The organism is Streptomyces sp. NPDC033966, from assembly GCF_055575955.1.
Genome location: NZ_JBVIRQ010000011.1, coordinates 148,132 through 165,856 on the forward strand (window position 1 = coordinate 148,132; position 17,725 = coordinate 165,856).

At 73.4% G+C, this 17,725-nt stretch carries 13 protein-coding genes; 7 read left to right on the forward strand and 6 right to left on the reverse strand.

From position 1 onward, the window contains the following. The first annotated feature begins 75 nt into the window (after positions 1-75). The 4 genes from ACZ518_RS28630 (at position 76) to ACZ518_RS28645 (ending at position 5,584) form a co-directional block, all read left to right on the forward strand. Complete coding sequence (locus ACZ518_RS28630) at positions 76-1,521, forward strand: FAD-dependent oxidoreductase (RefSeq protein WP_469115890.1); 1,446 nt, start codon at positions 76-78, stop codon at positions 1,519-1,521. Between the two features lie 244 nt (positions 1,522-1,765). Further along, positions 1,766-2,446, forward strand: coding sequence for a helix-turn-helix transcriptional regulator (locus ACZ518_RS28635; protein WP_469115891.1), 681 nt, complete (start codon positions 1,766-1,768; stop codon positions 2,444-2,446). A 400-nt stretch (positions 2,447-2,846) separates the two neighbouring features. Then, on the forward strand, positions 2,847-4,058 hold the full coding sequence (locus ACZ518_RS28640) for an MAB_1171c family putative transporter (RefSeq protein WP_469115892.1): 1,212 nt from the start codon (positions 2,847-2,849) through the stop codon (positions 4,056-4,058). A 176-nt stretch (positions 4,059-4,234) separates the two neighbouring features. Further along, a complete protein-coding gene (locus ACZ518_RS28645) occupies positions 4,235-5,584 on the forward strand; it encodes an FAD-dependent oxidoreductase (protein ID WP_469116007.1) in 1,350 nt (449 codons plus the stop codon). Between the two features lie 194 nt (positions 5,585-5,778). On the opposite strand, the gene ACZ518_RS28650 is transcribed toward ACZ518_RS28645, so the two are convergent. Beyond that, entirely contained in the window at positions 5,779-6,105 is a 327-nt protein-coding gene (locus ACZ518_RS28650) for a hypothetical protein (RefSeq protein WP_469115893.1), read from the reverse strand. Positions 6,106-6,739: 634 nt separating this feature from the next. On the opposite strand from ACZ518_RS28650, the gene ACZ518_RS28655 reads away from it, so the two are divergent. Together ACZ518_RS28655 and ACZ518_RS28660 are read left to right on the forward strand one after the other, a co-directional pair. Continuing rightward, complete coding sequence (locus tag ACZ518_RS28655) at positions 6,740-8,746, forward strand: ATP-binding cassette domain-containing protein (RefSeq protein WP_469115894.1); 2,007 nt, start codon at positions 6,740-6,742, stop codon at positions 8,744-8,746. A 199-nt stretch (positions 8,747-8,945) separates the two neighbouring features. Beyond that, on the forward strand, positions 8,946-9,521 hold the full coding sequence (locus ACZ518_RS28660) for a Uma2 family endonuclease (RefSeq protein ID WP_469115895.1): 576 nt from the start codon (positions 8,946-8,948) through the stop codon (positions 9,519-9,521). 24 nt (positions 9,522-9,545) lie between these two features. On the opposite strand, the gene ACZ518_RS28665 is transcribed toward ACZ518_RS28660, so the two are convergent. From ACZ518_RS28665 to ACZ518_RS28680, 4 genes are all read right to left on the reverse strand, one after another. Then, complete coding sequence (locus ACZ518_RS28665; protein ID WP_469115896.1) at positions 9,546-10,130, reverse strand: hypothetical protein; 585 nt, start codon at positions 10,128-10,130, stop codon at positions 9,546-9,548. Between the two features lie 175 nt (positions 10,131-10,305). Further along, entirely contained in the window at positions 10,306-10,986 is a 681-nt protein-coding gene (locus tag ACZ518_RS28670; RefSeq protein WP_469115897.1) for a GNAT family N-acetyltransferase, read from the reverse strand. A 142-nt stretch (positions 10,987-11,128) separates the two neighbouring features. Further along, positions 11,129-12,517 (reverse strand): family 43 glycosylhydrolase, encoded by a 1,389-nt coding sequence (locus tag ACZ518_RS28675; protein ID WP_469115898.1) that lies wholly within the window; start codon positions 12,515-12,517, stop codon positions 11,129-11,131. Between the two features lie 348 nt (positions 12,518-12,865). Next, a complete protein-coding gene (locus ACZ518_RS28680) occupies positions 12,866-15,400 on the reverse strand; it encodes a discoidin domain-containing protein (RefSeq protein ID WP_469115899.1) in 2,535 nt (844 codons plus the stop codon). Between the two features lie 383 nt (positions 15,401-15,783). Between ACZ518_RS28680 and ACZ518_RS28685 the strand changes: the two genes are divergently transcribed. After that, positions 15,784-16,155 carry a hypothetical protein gene (locus ACZ518_RS28685; RefSeq protein WP_469115900.1) on the forward strand — a complete coding sequence of 124 codons (372 nt, stop codon included), beginning with the start codon at positions 15,784-15,786 and terminating at the stop codon, positions 16,153-16,155. Between the two features lie 63 nt (positions 16,156-16,218). Here ACZ518_RS28685 and ACZ518_RS28690 read toward each other — a convergent pair whose 3' ends face one another. After that, positions 16,219-17,631, reverse strand: a complete 1,413-nt coding sequence (locus tag ACZ518_RS28690) for an aminopeptidase P family protein (protein WP_469115901.1) — start codon at positions 17,629-17,631, stop codon at positions 16,219-16,221. Positions 17,632-17,725 lie beyond the last annotated feature (94 nt).

Below are 17,725 nucleotides of genomic sequence, written 5' to 3' on the forward strand. Positions count from 1 at the left end.
CTCGCGCGCGGTCAGCCGTACCGGTCCGCCGTAAGGGTCCGCCGGGCCGGTAGGCGGCCCTACAGAAAGCACCACATGTCACACACAGCCAGCTCCGGTCGGCCCACTGCCCTCGTGATCGGCGCCGGCGCCGCCGGGCTCTTCGCCGCCTCCGTCCTCGCCGAGTCCGCCGACGTCACGATCATCGAGCGCGACACGCTGCCCGCCGGCCCCGAGGACCGGAGAGGGGTGCCACAGGCCCGCCACGCACACCTCGTCTGGAGCGGCGGCGTCCGGGCCTTCGAGGAACTCCTCCCCGGCTTCGTCGACAGCGTCGTCGCCCAGGGCGGCCGGCTGGTCCACATCATGGGTGACATGGTTTCCCGGGCCCCGAACGAGGTCTGGTTCCGCCGCTTCGACAGCACCCACCACCGCAACCTCGTGTGCTCGCGCAACCTCCTCGACCACGTCCTGCGCGAGCGCGTCCTGCGCGACGGCCGCATCACCGTCCACGAGAACTCCGCCGTCGAAGGTCTCGAAGGTCTCGAAGGCTTCAACGGCGGAGCGGGCCGCGTCACGGGGGTCAGCGCGCGGATCGGCACCGGGACGCGGATCCTCTCCGCCGACCTGGTCGTCGACGCCTCCGGACGCGGATCGCGCGCCCCGGCCTGGCTCGAGGTCCTCGGCCTGCCCCTCGTCACCGAGCGTCAGGTCGACGCGGGCGTCGCCTACGCCACCCGGGCCTTCCGGTCCCCCGGGACGGCCGGGGAGGGCTTCCCGCTGGTCAACGTACAGGCCAACCCTGCGAAGGCCCCCGGTCAGGGCGGCATCATCCTCCCCGTCGAGGACGGCCGGTGGATCGTCACCCTCTCCGGCTCCCGCGGCGGCGAACCCACGAAGGACCCCGACGCCTTCGCCGGCTTCGCCCTGGGCCTGGGCGACCCCGTCATCGGCGAGCTCATCAAGGACGCCGAGCCCCTGGGCGACGTCGTGACCACGCGCAGCACCGCCAACCAGCGCCGCTACTACGAGAAGATGAAGGACTGGCCCGACGGATTCGTCGTGCTGGGTGACGCCGTCGCCGGCTACAACCCCGTCTACGGGCACGGCCTCACCGTGGCCGCACAGTGCGCCCTGGCCCTGAGGGACGTACTGGCTTCCACCGGCCTCACCGCCCCCGGCACGGCCCGCCGCGTGCAACGCGCCGCGGCCCGGCCCGTCTCCGGCGCGTGGGACCTGGCCGTGGGCCAGGACGCCAACTACCCCGGTGCCAGCGCCACACCGCCCAGGGCCGTCGAGCGGTTCCTCACCCGGTTCGTCGACCGCGCCGTCGAGACGGCCGCCCGCAGCCCCCGGGCGCTCGGCGCCCTGCTGGACGTCATGAGCCTGGAGAAGCCCGCGACGCGGCTGTTCTCCCGCGACGTGCTGGTTCCCATGCTCTTCGGCGCGAAGGAGCCGCACTTGCAGGGGCCCCCGCTGAGCGATGCCGAACGGAAGGCCGCCGCCCTGCCCGGCCAGGACCCCTCCCGCCGCATCGCGTGAGAGCCGCGCCACCGGACGGCAGACCCGCAGACCGGTAGACCGGTAGACCGGCAGATGAGCAGACCGGCAGACCCGCAGACCGGCAGCTACCTGCCACTACTGTGGCAGTCCGGCCGGAGACCTATGAGTACCTGCCACTGTTGTGGCAGCATCGGATGGCAGTTGCGGTCGCCGCTGCTCCAGTGGCACTGCCTCCCCGGAATTCCGGGGTGATCCGTCCTGCGCGACTTCGGGAGACAAGCCGGTGACAGCAGCCTTCTCCGTATCCGCGGCGGCCGCCTCGCAGTTGGCCGAGGCCGTGGAGCGCGTCGTCGACCTGGCGGCCAAGCTCGGCCGGAGCCGTGACGACGTGCTGGATCCGGAGGAACTGCACTTCGCCTCCGGGGTTCCCCACGACGTCGTACGGGCGCTCCTCCAGGGGCGTTCGGCCGGCGAGCCGGACATCCACGAGAGGTTCCGGCAGCGGCTGGACCTCCTCCACGAGACGTACCTCAAGGAGAACGGCCGGAAGTTCTCGCACGGCGAGATCGCCCGGCAGAGCGGTATCTCCCGGCAGCAGGTGCAGGCACTGCTCGGCGGAGACCGCCGGCCGACGATGGACCACTGCGCGAGGCTGGAGCGGTTCTTCGGGCGGCCGGCGGGCTTCCTCCAGTCGGAGGACACCGAGGCACTGAGCTGCGCGCTGGCCGTCGTGGAGAAGTCGCTGCTCCAGGAGTACCAGGAGCACAGCGAGCGCGGCCTGACGAAGGCCCTGGCCGGCGCCCGCCGGCCGAGTCTGTACGAGCGGCACGGTGTCGACGGCATCGCCCTGCGCGCTGCCCTGCTGCCCGATCAGGGGCGCACCAGGCTGCTGGAGTGGCTCGACAACTACATGGACGAGCGTGCGGCCGAGGGGGAGCAGGGGCCGGCCGGCGGCGCGCGCTGAGGCGTCGAAGCGTCGAAGTGTCGTGGCGTCGAGGCGCCGTGGCGCGGAGGGTATGTGAAGCGGCCGGCCGCGTGCGGGGGCGCCGGGCAGGCCGGTCGTGTGGAATCCGCCGGGGCGCGAACGCCCGCCTCGCGCGGACAGGGGCATTGGGGAGAAGCGTGTTCAAGCAGCCGGATGTTCGGCAGTCGGTCGGCGCCCTCGTGGGACAGCGGAACGTGGCCGGACACCAGATCGTCATCACCGGGCACGACCCGCGCGACCCGGAGCTCGGGCACGGCCGCCGGCACGCGGGGGAGTGGCCCGCGGCCACGCGTCTCCCCGGCCGTGCAGCCGGCTTACAACACGTGGTCGCGTCGGGTCCAGGGCTGCCGTACGGCGCACCCGTCGTGAAGGGGGCGAGATGAGCAACCTCTACTACTACCTTCCCGCCGCCCTCCTGCTCGTGTCCTTCGCGCTGAGGGTGCCGGAACTCGTACGCCACTGGCGCGACCCCCTGGTCCGCTCGGTGGGCGTCGTGATCCCCGTGGGCGCCGTGGTCTTCTTCTTCGCCGCACCGGCGACGGTGTCCTGGGTCAACCGGCTCACCGGCATCGCCAACTTCTCCGCTCCCTTGGTCTTCGCGCTGGTCACGGCCGGGAGCGCCAGCGTCATCATCCTGATGCTGACGTGGCGGGGCGGACCGGACGAACAGCGCCGCACGGCCACCCGCTGGTGTGCCGGCGTCTACGGGGCGGTCATCGTGGCGCTGCTCGGGCTGTTCGCCCTGGGAGACGCGCCCGACGAACGCCTGCGGGACTTCGACACGTACTACGCCACCGCGCCGTTCATCCGGGAGATGATCGTCCTCTACGTTCTGGCACACGCGGTGGCGACCGTCGTGCTGTCGGTCCTGTGCCGCCGCTGGGCCCGTGAGGTGGCCGGCCTGCTGCGTGCCGGGCTCGTCCTCATCGTCGCCGGAGGAGTCCTGAACCTGGGCTACGCCGTGCTCAAGCTCCTCGCCGTAGGCGCCCGGTGGGCGGGCCGCGACTGGGACGCCGTCAGCACGACCGTGGCCCCCTCCCTGGCCGCCCTGGCCTCTCTGCTGCAATGCGTCGGGTTCGCCCTGCCCGCCGTCGGTCAGGGTCTGGTGGGGTGGTGGCGTCGGCGCTCGCGCTACAGGCGGCTCGGTCCGCTGTGGGAGATCATGCGCGAGGTGATCCCGTACGAACTGGTGCGCATCCCCTGGTGGTCGTCGCTGAGCAGGCGCCACCTGCGGCGGACCTGCGACATCCGGGACGGCCTGCGGCTCCTGGCCCCGTACCTCGAACTCGGCGCGGGGCCGGACGAGCGGGCGCCCGAAACAGGTCCCGGCGCGCTGACGCCCGAGGTGGCGGCTCGCGCGGCGCTGGTCATCGCAGCGTTCGATTCCCTGCGCACCCAGCCCGGTGCGGGTGACGGTGACGGCAGCCTCAAGTCCCTGACCGAGAGCGACGACGGGCTCGTACGGTTCTCCGACGCGGTACGGGCCATGTCGCTGCTCGAAGGCGTCGTGCGGCAGCCGGTGTCCCCGGTCCCGTCTGGAATCCCCGCCTCCAGGGACGTTCCGCCGGCCCGCTCCGGCCGGGCCGAGTGATCCGCCGCCCCGGCCCGCCGGGGGACGGTGCCGTCCGTCGGCGGCGGGCAGAGACCGTAGAGACCGCTGAGACCGTAGAGAGCAGTCACGTGCCCGAGCCGACGACCACCCAGGTCCGCGCCGACGTCCGCACGGTGCGACGGCGCGCCGTCGTCATCGGCGGCGGCCTGGCCGGGATGCTCGCCGCCGCCGCACTGCGCGGTGCGGTCGACGAAGTGCTCGTCATCGAGAACGACCAGCTGCCGGACGGGCCGCTTCCGCGCAGGGGACTGCCCCAGGCGCGTCACGCGCACATGCTCTGGAGCGGGGGAGCCCGCGCCGCCGAAGCCCTCCTGCCCGGGGTCACCGACCGCTGGCTGGCCGCCGGAGCGAACCGCATTCCGGTCCCCACGGGCATGGTGGCCCTCAGCGGTCAGGGCTGGTTCAGGCGTTGGGACCGCGAGACCCACTTCGTGATCGGGTGCAGCCGCGATCTCCTGGACTCCGTCGTGCGCGACCTCGTCCTGACAGGAGGGGGAGTGACCGTCCTCCAGCGCTCCCGGGCCGAGGGCCTGTCCGGCAGTGCCTCCCGGGTCACCGGGGTACGGGTCCGCGGCGCGGACGGCCACCCCCGCACATTGGAGGCCGACTTCGTCGTCGACGCGAGCGGGCGGGGCTCGCGCACCCCCCGGCACCTGGCGGCCCTGGGCGTGCGCCCCGTACCCGAACGCTCCGTGGACCTCGGCCTCGTGTACGCGACGCGTGTCTTCCGCGCCCCGGCGGGAAGCGCCGGATTCCCCATCGTCAGCGTCCACGCGGACCCCCGCGGAGGGTGCCCGGGTCAGAGCGCAAGCATCCTGCCGGTCGAGGACGGCCAGTGGATCGTCACGGAGACGGGTACCAGGGCGGGCGAGCCGGCCGGTGACGCCGAGGACTTCGAGGCCTTCGCCCGCAGGCTCCGCCATCCCGTCGTCGGGCAGATCATCTCCCGCCTCGAACCCCTGACCGACGTGACGGTCAGCAGGAGTACGCACAACACGCGCCGGTACTACGAGCAGGTGCGGGACTGGCCCGAGCGCTTCGTCGTCCTGGGCGACGCCCTTGCCGCCTTCAACCCGGTGTACGGACACGGCATGTCCGTCGCCGCGCAGTCGGCCGCCATCCTCCGGGAGAAGGTCCGCGCCCTCGGCGTGGACGCCCCCCATCTGGCACGGCAGGTCCAGCGGGCCATGGCGAAGCGGGTCGACGCGGCCTGGGACCTGGCCACGGGGCAGGACATTTTTTACCCCGGAGTGCGGGGCGGCAGCCCGACCCGCAGGGACAGGATCCTGGCCCGCTACGTGGACCGCCTGGTGACGACGAGCTGCGGCAGCTTCGCCATGGTGAAAGACCTCACCGACGTCACCTCCCTCCAGACGCCGCTCGCCACGCTGGCCAGGCCGCGCGTCCTGCTGGGAGCCGTACGAGGCCCCCGCCGCCCGCCCCTGACCGGCCCGCCCCTCACGGGCCGCGAGCTCGCCCTCGTCCACGCCCCGGCCCGTACGTGAAGCTCACCGCGGTCTCCAGCGGCGCACGTCCAGCGCGGCCTGCTCCCGCTTCCCGGGGGTCTGGTGGAAGTGCGTTGCTCCGGCGCGGTGTTGGCGAGCGTGTTGCGGGTCGGGGAGGGAGGGTGTTGGCTTTGGATCATGGTCGGCGACCGTGCCGGCCGTGTTGACCAGGGGGGACCCACCCACATGCGTACTCACCGAGTCCGTGGGACCACGGCTGCCGTCGCCGTGTCCTGCGTAGTCGCCGGCATCGCACTCGCGACCGGCATGGCCCAGGCCGACTCCACGACGCCGGATCCGATACCGAGCCCCACGTGCACCCCGCCGACCCCGACCCGCGCCCCCGTGCCGACCTCGACTCCGACGCCCGTCCCGACCTCGGCGCCGACGTACACGCCGGCGCCGACGTACGTGCCGAGTCCGACGGCGGTGCCGACGTACGTGCCGAGTCCGACGTCCGTGCCGACGTACACGCCGGCGCCGACGTACGTGCCGAGTCCGACGTCCGTGCCGACGTACACGCCGGCGCCGACGTACGTGCCGAGTCCGACGGCGGTCCCGACGTACGTGCCGAGCCCGACGGCGGTGCCGACCTACACGCCGGCTCCCACCGCGAGCCCCACATGCACGCCGGTCCCGACCTCTACGCCGGCTCCGACGGCGAGCCCCACGTACAGCCGCACGTACAGCCCGGCGCCGACCCCCACGGCCACGGGCGCACCGCCGACTTCCGCGCACCCGCTGGTGAAGTAGAGCGGGCCGAGGAAGACCCCGGCCGAACGGTGCCGGGGTCTTCCTCGGGCGGCGGGCCGCGCAAGCCCCTGATCGGGTGTGGGGCGGTGGCGACCACTCGAACGTGTGGGTTCAAGAGCGGGCAGGCAGGCGGCTACTGCCCCGCACGCCGAGTCCGTATTCGCGTTCGAGGGATTCGTCCTTCCGGGGCCGTTACGGGCGTAGAACCGGGGCGTTCTTGGAGCACCAGTGCCAACCGGCCGCCCAGATGGAGGACGCCGTGCATCCCGAACCCGTTCCCGCCCCCTGCCGCCTCGGATTCGAACAGCGGCGGCGGACTTCCCCCGCCGCCCGCCCCGCGGAACCGCAACGGTCCGGCATCCGCGCGCACCGCGCCGTACGACCGGATACGCGGTGGGCGGCATGAGCGAGCCCACCGAAGCGGCGGCGGCCCGCACCGTGCCGGGCCCGCGGTCCGCCCCGCCGCCCGCGCCCCTGCCCCTGCCCCTGCCTCCGGCGGCGGTGCCCGCCGGGCCGGAGGACGGGGACATGACCGACGGGCTGGAAGAGGCGTACTGGTCCGTCCACGACGGCGCCGCCGCGAGCGCCACCGTACGCCAGGTGCTCGTCCGCCTCCCCCGGATCACCGCCCTCATCGGCCGGCTCGCCTGGCAGGCGGACCGCAGGGCCACCCTCGTCGCCGTCGCCTGCCAGCTGGCCTCCGCGGCCATGGCGGCCTTCGGCCTGATCGCCTCCGTCAGGGTCCTCCAGCACCTGTTCGCGGAGGGCCCGACCCCCGACCGGGTCCGCGCCGCCGTCCCCGAGATCGTCCTCGTCGCCGGCTTCCTCTCCGCCCGGGCCCTGCTCGAGGCGGCCGTGGCGGTCGCCCAGGCACGCGTCACACCCAAGATCCGCACCGCGCTGGAATGCGAGTTCCTCCACCTCACCGCGCACGTGCGCCTCGAAGCGGTCGAAGACGCCGACTGGCACGACGAGGTCCACCGCGCCAACGACCGGGGGCTCTTCTACGCCCGCATGATCGTCGGGCAGGTCGTCTCCCTCGCCGCCGCAGCACTCGGACTGGTCGGCACCGCCGGCGTGCTCGGCGTCCTCCACCCGGTCCTCCTCCCGCTGCTGTTGCTGTCCGTCCTGCCGGTGGGCGTGGCCGCCGTGAGCAGCGCGCGGGCCCGGTTCCGCTCGTTCAAGCGGTGGAACGCGCTGCAACGCCGCGTACGCGTCTTCTCCTGGCTGCTGCTCGACGTGGACGCGGCCGCCGAGCTGCGCTCCGACACCGCCCAGGGCGCCCTGCTCGACGAGCACCGCCGCCTGACCACCAAGATCGCCGAGGAGGACACCCGCCTCGGAGTGAGCTCCGCCCTGCTCAACCTCGCCGGGCGGGCGGTGGGCGGGACCGGCTCCGGCATCACCTACGCGGCCCTGGCGGCCATGCTGATCGCCGGCTGGCTGCCGCTGGCCGCGGGCGCCGGCGCCGTCCTGGCCATCCAGGCGGGGCAGTCCTCCCTCACCCGGCTCGTCGAGGTCGCCCACCTCGTCTACGAGCACGCCCTCTGGGTCGACGACCTCCTCGCCGTCCAGGAACGCAGCCGCCGCCTCCTGCCCCGCACCTCCGACGTGCGGGCGCCGGACCGGGTGGAGGAAATCACCGTCCGCGACGTCCACTTCACCTACCCCGGCAAGGACGAACCCGCCCTGAACGGCGTCTCCTTCACCCTCCGCGCGGGGGAGACGGTGGCGTTCGTCGGCCTCAACGGGTCGGGGAAGTCGACGTGCGCCAAGCTCCTGGCCGGCCTGTACGAGGCGCAGCGGGGCAGCGTGAGCTGGGACGGCGTCGACGTACGCGAGATGGACGCCCAGTCCGTGCACCAGCGGGTCGCCTGTGTGCTGCAGGACCCCGTCCGGTTCCCCTTCAGCGCCCAGTCGAACATCACCGCCGGCGCCGGCACGCTCACCGAGGCCGACCCGCGTCGCGCCCTGGCCGCCGCACGGGCAGCCGGTGCCGACGCGGTCATCGCCGCGCTCCCCGGCCAGTGGAAGGCGCTGCTGTCGAAGCGGTTCAAGGGCGGGCAGCAGCTCTCCGGCGGGCAGTGGGCGAAGATCGCCGTGGGGCGGGGGCTGTACCAGGAGGCGGTGCTGCTGCTCCTGGACGAGCCGACCGCGAGCATGGACCCGCCGTCCGAGCACGCCGTGTACGAGGCGGTGCTGCGCGGCCGGCTGCGCCAGGACCAGATCACGGTGCTGATCTCACACCGGCTCGCCAGCGTCGTCGACTGCGACCGGATCCTCGTCTTCGACGGCGGCCGCATCGTCGAGTCCGGGTCCCACGAGGAGCTCATGGCGCTCGGCGGTGACTACGCCGCCATGTTCACCCTGCAGGCCAGCGGCTACCGGAGCACGGAAACGGGGTCGTGACGAGCGAAGCCGCGCGGGCCCACCGCCGCCGAATCCGACTCCGACTCCGCCGACTCCGCTGAGGCCGACGTCGGCCGGCCGCTCGCCCGTGCCCGCGCCACCGGCGAGCGGCCGGCCGGCCGACCGGCGTGACCGTACGGGACGTCCCGCTGTCGACAGCGGCTGGATACCCTGGCCAGGGCCCTACCGGGAGGACACCGTGATCACACGAGACTGGCCGCAGATGAGCCGCGAGGCCTTCGAGGCCATCGCGGAAGCCGCCGCACAGCACGACGTCAAGCTCGAACTCATCAACGGAGAACTGGGAGTCAAGCCCGTGCCCGACGGCGACCACGGCGAGATCATCATGTGGCTGCTGGAGCACTGCATGCGGCAGCGCCCCGACCTGCGCCTGTACCCGGAACAGGGCCTGCGCGTGGAGACGTACGGCAACGGCAACGCCCGCCCCGACGGTGTCCTCGCCCCCAAGGGCTACTTCGCGGGCCAGGGGGAGTGGGCGGGCGCGGACGGCGTCGTCATGGTCCTCGAAGTCACCTCGTACGACGCGAAGACCGACCAGCGGGACCGCCAGGACAAGCCGCGGGCGTACGCGGAGCAGGAGATCCCGGTCTACCTGCTCATCGACCGCGACAACGGCTCGCTGGTCCTGCACGCCGACCCGGTCAACGGCAGGTACCACACCCAGACGTTCTTCTTCGGCGACACCGTACGGATCCCCGCGCCGGTGGACATCACCCTGGACGACACCGACATCCTCAAGAACCACGTCCGCTGAAGCCGGCGCCCCGGTGCGTGGTGGTCAGGACGCGTCCTCGCTGCCTTCCGCGGGATCGTCCGTCCTGGAGAGTGTCGTACCTGATGCGGCAGGGGAACACGTGCCTTCAGGCCTCCTCGAACCCGGCCCGTCGGCCGTTCCGCGCGGGCCGAGGAGCCGAGTCGCGGCGGCTTCGAGTTCAGCGCGAACCACCCGCCGGCATTCCAGCGGTGCGCACACCTCGAAGGGGAGACCGTGGATCTCGCCGGACAGGAGCACCTGGAGGTACTCGGGGCCGTCGGCCTCCTCACGGCCCAACAGGATTTCGACGGTGAGCCGGGTCCCGTCCGCGAGCCGCCGCGATCCGCTCTGCGGTTCACCGTCGATCAGCACGAACTCCTCCTCGTACCGGCCTTCGGGCGCGGGCGCCAGCAGCCACCGGGCGAACGCCGCGGCCCGCGGTGCGCCACCGGGCAGGGGCGCGCGTCCGATGAAGTACGCGTCGAAGCCCCAGGTACCGTCCGGATCCCTGCCGACCGCCAACCACAGGTCCTCGACGGGCATGCCGGGGTAGTGGCTGCCGCGCCAGCCGAACCGAAAGCCCGCCTCGCCGTCCCCACCGGACACCATGGCCCCCACTCTCCCACCATCTCGAACATGGACTTCGCGGAGTTCGCCGACGCCGCTGATGGATCGGGGACCTTCCGCGGCTTCGACGAGGTCTGACCCCTCGCCGTCGGGGTGTCCGGGGGGCTCGACCGGGCCTCAGGGCCTCAGGGCCCCTGGGCCTCAGGTCCCCAGGGCCTCAGCCGCGTACGGCGCCGGTCAGCGGGGCGAGTACGCGCCATCCCATCGTCTCGTACAGGGCCCGGCCCTCCGGCGTCGCGACCAGCACGCCCTCCGTCGTGCCCCGGGCGGCGGCGACGCCGGCGAGCGCGTGCATCACCAGGCGGCCCAGACCGCGGCGTTGATGACCGGGGTCGGTCTCCACCTGGTCGACGGCGAAGGCGGGGCCGGCGATGCCGGCCTGGCCGCGCGCGGCGAAGGCTCCCTCGGAGGTGCGGACCAGGGCGCGGACGACGCCGCCCCGGGTCCAGGTGTCCAGCCGGTAGCCGTCGGCGACCGCCGGCGGGGCCCCGGCGCGGGCGGCGCGCGGCGGGGCGGCCATCAGGAAGCCGGGCCCGCCGGCCAGCGACCAGCCGGGCCCGAGCCAGGACGCGAACACCTCCGGCGGCGCGGGTGCCTTCAGCCATACGCCGGGTGCGGCCGGGTTCTCGGTGATCTTGCGGACGGCCGCCTCGTCGGCGGCCGGCAGTACGTGGCGCAGGACGTGCCCGGGGAGACCGACGTCGATGGTGAAGCCCCAGGGCGTGGGGACGGGGTCGGCCGCGCCGCGCGACACGGTCCAGCCGTGGACCCACGCGTGTACGGCCCCGGCCGTGTCGTCGTGGTCGCGGGGGAGGTCGGGAAGCGCATGGGTGCCCATCAGGCACGTCCCCTTTCCGGGTGGGTGATCGTCCTTGCACGGCACAGCCTGCCCTTATTGCGAGTTGCTCGCAATAAGGAAGGGGGGTGGGCATGGAGTGGGACGGGGCTGCGCGGGCGGCAGGGGTGGCGGCGCCGGTGTGTCAGGCCACCTCCACGCCGTCCAGTTCGGCGAAGTACTCGCCCTTGGACAGGCGGACCGTGTTCCATCCCTCCCGCAGGGAGACGGCGGTCCCCGTCGTCTCCCACCTGTCCCAGCCGGTGTGCCGGTAGCGGACCGTGCCCGCGGCCGTGCCGTTGACCGTGAGGCCGTGCGTGGCCTCCACCGGGGCTCCCGCCCCGTCGCGGGAGCCGTTGCCGAACCACACGGACAGCAGGTGCTCGCCCGAGGACGCGGCGAAGACCGTGAACTCCACGTGGCTGTCGGCATGGTCGATGCCGCCGACCGCCCTGCCGTCGGAGGCGGCCTCGGCGTCGCGGACGGCCGCGTGGTGCACGAGGGCGTTCTCCGCCTGGTAGAGGACCTTGCTGCCGCGCACGACGGGGTAGCCGTTCGCGAAGCCCAGGTCGGCCACGTACATCACCCGCCGGCGCGGGTCGTCACGCCAGCCGTGGAAGAGGATGCGGTCACGGCCGTCGGGGCCGGTCACCACGTCCTGCCCGCCGGGGCCGCGCGCCGCGCCGGAGAGGGTCTCCGTCGTCATCAGCGGCCTGGCCGCCTTGGTGTACGGGCCGGTCAGGGTCTGTGCCACCGCGTAGCCGGTCCGGTAGCGGTCGCCGCCGTAGTCGTCGGCCGAGTAGAACAGCACGTACTGCCCCGCGCGCTTGACGAGGGTGGGGGCTTCCACCACCGCGCCTTCCCGGAGGGGGTCCTGCCTGATCAGCCTGACCGGGTCCCCGGTGGTACGCGTGCCGTCCCACGAGACGGGCTGCAGGTGCAGCCAGGTGTCCGTGCCGCAGCAGTTGCCGTCGTTCTTCCACAGCAGGTAGCGCTGCCCGCCCTCGGTGTAGCCGGAGGCGTCGATCGCGCCGCCCTGCTCGGCCGGGCACACCAGCGGCCCGTCCCCGACCGGCCGGAACGGTCCGTCCGCCGACGGCGACCGCGCGACGCCGATGCACTGCTTGTCGCTCGCCCGGTCATGCGCCGTGTAGTGCATGGTGAAGCCGTCGCCGTTGTCGTACACCTCCGGCGCCCACACCAGGTCACGCCGGGGTGCCGCCCATTCGCCGAGCACGGGCAGGACGTCACCGCTGTCGGCCTTCCACCGCTTCAGGTCGCGGGAGGTGGCGTGCTGGACGTGCTTGCCGTCGCCGTTGGTGGCGTACGCGTGGTACGTACGGCCGACCTTCACGACGTCCGGGTCGGGGAAGTCCCGGTCGAGCACCGGAGCGGCCACGGCCACGGCCCCGGCCGCAGGGGCGGCGGTGTCCGCACCGGCCGGGGCCACGGGCCCGCCCAGCGCCACGGCGGCGGCGACCGCGACGAGCGCGAGGCAGCGCCCGACCCGGCGCTTGAGGGGATGAGGCGGCATGGGGCTCCGATCCCGCGCGGCCCGGCCACCGTCGTACGGGCCGGTGCCACCGGCCCACGGCCGGCCGGCCGGTCGGCCGCGCGTCTTCGACGTCAGGGCAGTCAGAACTGACCAACGCCCCACCGCCCCGCGGGTTGCGGACGGATCACCGGCCGGGGTGGTCGGTGCGAGGCGGGCGCCACCGTAACCCGCTGTGACACCGAGGCGATCTCGGACCCGTGCACGCTTCGAAGTCGTGGTGGAGGCGTCCGTCCCCGGCCGGGGACGGACGCCACGGACGCCACGGACGCCACGGACGCCACGGACGCCACGGACGCCACGGACGCCACGGACGCCGCTGTCGTGCCGTCAGGAGACGGTGATGAACCGGGCGGTGCTCGGCACCCCTTGGGCGTCCAGGGCGAAGAGCATGTAGGTGCCCGGCAGGACCACGCCCCTGTCGGACGGGATGGACACCGTGTACGTGCCGGAACCCGCGGGCGTGGACACCAGCGGCACCCGCCGCTGGTCGTTGTCCGTGGAGTGCGTCGCGGCCGCGGCCCGCATCAGGACGAAGGAAGCCACCTGCCCCTCGGCGGCGACGGTGAGCGAGGTGCCCGCCGGGGCCCGGGGCGGCACGCCGCCGGTGATGACGGGGCGCGGCTTGGGCGAGCCGTCCGCGTTGAGCAGGTACGGCGGTGTGAACACGGCCCCGTCGGCGTGGTTGGTGGCGCAGTCGCCGCACAGGCCGCCACCGCCGGAGAAGATCCGCCCGTCGGGCAGCAGGTTCGCCACGCTGTGGTAGTTGCGCGGGATGGCCATGGTGGCGAGCGGGGCGAAGCTGCCGGTCGCCGGGTCCCACAGCTCGGGGGTCAGCACGGACGTGGCGTCGCTGAACGGCACGGGGTACGCCTGCCCGCCGAACACGGCGACCTTGCCGTCGGGCAGGACGACGCTGTTGCCGAAGGCCCGGGCGTGACCCATGTCGCCCGTGCGGGCGGCCCGGACCTGGTCGCCCTCGATGCCCACGGTGTACGCGCGCCGGGTGGCGGGCGTCTTCTCGTACGCGGGCGAGCCGCCCAGGGTGAGCAGCTTGCCGATGTCGTACGCGACGGCGTTGCCGGTCATGGCGTCCTGGCTGTCGGCCCGGGGGCCGGCGGAGGTGATGCTCCCGTTCCCGCCGGTCGATATCCAGTTCATCTGCTTGCTCGGGCCCAGCTGGAGCACCTTGCCGCCCGAGGTGGCGTGCAGCCACATGTGGTTGTCGGCGCGGTAGGCGCCGGCCGGGTCGGCCGTCAGCGCCGGGGCGGCGGGGACGCCGGGGAGCCTGCGCCAGGTGCGGGTGTCCGGGGACCAGACCTCGCCGGCCTTGTCGCCGGTGGCCCCGCTCCAGGATCCGCCGAGGACGAAGGCCTCGCCGGTGGAGAGCAGGGTCATGGCCTGGTAGCCGCGGGCGATGTTCATGGAGGTGGTCGTGGACCAGGCATCGGTGGCCGGGTCGTAGATGCTCGCCTTCTCCGCGTTGCTGCCGCCGGTGACCAGCACCCGGCCGTCGGCGAGCATCGCTATGCCCGGGCAGAACATGTCGTGGCCGGTGTTGTCGATGCGGCGCTGGGTGACCTTGCCCGTCTTCAGGTCCAGGACCGCGGTCTGGGTGTAGCCGTTGCTGCCGCCGAAGCGGTCGACCGCGTACGCCGACCAGGCCAGGAGTTTGTCACCCGGCAGGACGGCGGTGGCCACCGGCACCAGGGGGAAGCCGGTGATCCGGTCCCAGGAGCCGTGCGCGGCCGGGTCGGCCGGTCCGCTCAGGCGTATCTCGGCGGCGGAGGTCCAGGGACCGCGGTTGCCGGCCTCGCCGGTCACGGTCAGGCGTACGTAGCGGGCGTTCTCGGTGCGGGTGAAGGTGGCGGTCTTGACGGTGTCGTCGTCGCGCCAGGTGCCGGCGGAGACCGGTGTGCCGAAGGTGGTGCCGTCGGTGCTGGTGCTGATGGTGTACGCGCCCGCGCGCCCGTTGGGGCCGTCGTTGCGGGGCTGGTAGACCAGGGCGGAGACGGCCGTCGCGCGGTGCATGTCGACGGTGATGCTGTGCGGCAGCGGGGCCGGGGTCCCGGACCACTTGCTGTGCCAGATGGTGGCGGCGTCGCCGTCGAGGACGTTGGCCGCGCGGCCGTTCTCCCCGGTGGCCTCCTCGTCGCTCGCCGTGGCCGTCCATCCGGTCCGGGGCAGGTCGACGGTGGCGGCCGGGGTTCCGGGGTCGCCGAGCAGGTTGAGTTCAGCGGCGGAGGTCCACGGGCCGCGGTTGCCGGCCTCGGTGAGGGCGGTGAGCCGGACGAACCGGGCGCCCTGCGGGGCGAATCCGAGGGTCTTGGCGCCCGCGTCGTCCGCGAGGGTGCCGGTGGCGACCGGGCTGCCCCAGTTCTGGCCGTCGGCGCTCACGCTGACGCTGTACTCGCCGACGCGCCCGTTGGCCCCGTTGGTGCGGGGCTGGTAGAGGAGCGCCGAGACCACCGCCGTGCGGTGCATGTCGACGGTGATGGTGTGCGGCAGCGGGGCGGGGGTGCCCGTCCACTTGCTGTGCCAGATGGTGGCCGTGTCGCCGTCGAGGACGTTGGCCGCGCGGCCGTTCTCGCCGGCGGTCTCCTCGTCGCTCGCCGTGGCGGTCCACCCGGTCCGGTCGAGGACGGGTGCCGTCGGCTCCATGGCGTTCGCCGGGGCCACGCCGTGGTGCGGCGACTGCTTCGCCGTCTGCTGGTCGAAGGCCCCCGGCCCGCGGCCGCCGGGCCCCGTGCTCGCCACCCCCAGCCACGGGGTGAGCCCGACGAGCAGCGAGCCGAGGGCGAAGGCGATGAGGAGAGGGGAGCGGCGTAACGCTCGGGGAAGGGCGCTGACGCGACTGGGCTGCAATCGGACCTCCTGGGCGACTGGTGAGCCGTGAACCGTGGAACCGCTGAGAGCTCCTCGAACATAGGTCAGCGCAGATCAACTCGACCGTCGAACAGGGGAGTTGGCGCGAACTCGCACGACTGCACGCGGAGTCGTCTCCTCCGCCGGTCCCGGCGGCGGCGCGGCCCGCCACCTTCGAGTGGTGTCGCCCACACCCGGCATGCGCGGATTCCAAGGCGCGGCCGGTGGGTGCGCTTCGATCCCCAGGACGAAACGGGATGCCCGCTTGAGGCCTCAAGGAGGAACGTCTCAGCACGGCTCGCCCGGCACGGAATTCAGGGAGCCGTTGTCGGAGGCGGGTGGCACCATCTGGGCCGGTGGTCCATCAGCTACAGGGGGTAGGCATGGAGAGCACGACCACGTACGCATGGCCGCGCTGGGCGGAGGCCGCGGACGGCGAGGCGCTGGAGCGCTGGCTGGCCGGACACGGCTGGGAGGTCGACCCGATGGTGTTCATGGCCGGCGGACTGGGCCCGGCGGTCCAGGTCCGGCGGATCGGGTCCGGGCCGGACGCCGAGGCGGGACCGGACGCTGAGGCCGGGCCGGACGGCGAGGCCGCGCCGGACGCTGACGCCGGGCTGGACGGCGAGGCCGGGCCGGACGGCGAGGCCGGGCTGCTGATCCTGCCGGGCGAGACGGTGGAGTTCGCCGGGTCCCGGATGCGGATCGCCCGCGGCACCCCGGCGGCCACCTCGGCAGCCGGGGCCTGCGTCTAGGGGAGTGCCGCGAAGCCCCGCCCGCCCGGCGGCGTCCGTCCGGGCGGGCGGGGCCGGCTTCCGTCAGCCCGCCACGCGGGCCATCCACGCCTCGACCTCGTCCGCCGAGCGCGGCAGACCCGCCGAGAGGTTCTCGCTGCCGTCGGCGGTCACCAGCAGGTCGTCCTCGATCCGGACCCCGATGCCGCGCCACTCCTCGGGCACCGTGAGGTCGTCCGGCTGGAAGTACAGGCCCGGCTCCACCGTGAGCACCATCCCCGGCTCCAGCACGCCGTCCACGTACTCCTCGTTGCGGGCCTCGGCGCAGTCGTGGACGTCCAGTCCGAGCATGTGGCCGGTGCCGGCCATGGTGAAGCGGCGCTGCAGGCCGAGCTCGAGGGCGCGGTCCGCCGGGCCCTCGATGAAGCCCCACTCGACGAGCTTCTCCGCCAGGTACCGCTGTGCCGCCACGTGGAAGTCGCGGTACGCGGCCCCCGGCTTCACGGCGGCGATGCCCGCCTCCTGGGCCTCGTACACGGCGTCGTACACCTTGCGCTGCACGGGCGTGAACGTGCCGCTGACCGGCAGGGTGCGGGTGACGTCGGCGGTGTAGAGGGTGTGCGTCTCCACACCGGCGTCGAGCAGGAGCAGGTCGCCGGGGCGTACCGGACCGTCGTTGTCGGTCCAGTGCATGATCGTGGCGTGCTCGCCCGCGGCGCAGATCGAGCCGTAGCCCACGGAGTTGCCCTCAAGCCGTGCCCGGCGGAAGAAGGTGCCCTCGATCCACCGCTCCGAGGACGCGACCGCCCGCGAGAGCTCGCCGACGCAGTCGGTGAAACCGCGCACGGTGGAGTCCACCGCCTTGCGCATCTCGCCGATCTCCCAGGCGTCCTTCACCAGCCGGAGCCCGCTCAGCGCCTCCTCCAGTTCGGCGTCCCGTCCGGCGTCGGTGGTGACCGCGGCCTCCAGCGCCGGATCGACGCCGCGGACGATGCGGGTGGGCACGTCAGGAGCGGCGGCCAGGTCCTCCGCCACGGTGCGGACGTCGCGGCAGGACACCCCGAGCACGCCCTCCGACTCGGCGAGGGAGCGGCGACGGCCCATCCACAGCTCGGCGGTGTAGCCCAGCCAGAACTCGTCGGTGTCCCGGCCGTCGCGCGGCAGCACGTAGCAGTACGCGTCGTGGCCGCCGTCCGGGCGGGGTTCGAGGACGAGCGCGCCGTCGCGGGCCTGGTCCCCGGTCATGTGGACGTAGCCGGAGTACGGGCGGAACGGGTAGGTGTCGTCGTTCGAGCGGGCCTTGAGATTGCCCGACGGGACCACCAGGCGCTCGCCGGGGAAGCACGCGGAGAGCGCGGCACGGCGGCGGGCCGCGTACGGAGCCTGCTCGTCGAGCGGCAGGTCGTGCTGTTCGGTGTCCGCCCAGCCCGTCCTCATCAGCGCGGACAGTTCCTCGGAGACTCCCGAGTAGAGGCCGTTCTTGCGACCCTTCGACACGTCGTTCTCCTTCTTCTCTTCTTCCGGATGGGTTCGCCGCCCGAGGGGCCCCGGCGGTTCCCGGACGGTACTGCGGGGCGGCACGCTCAGGAGG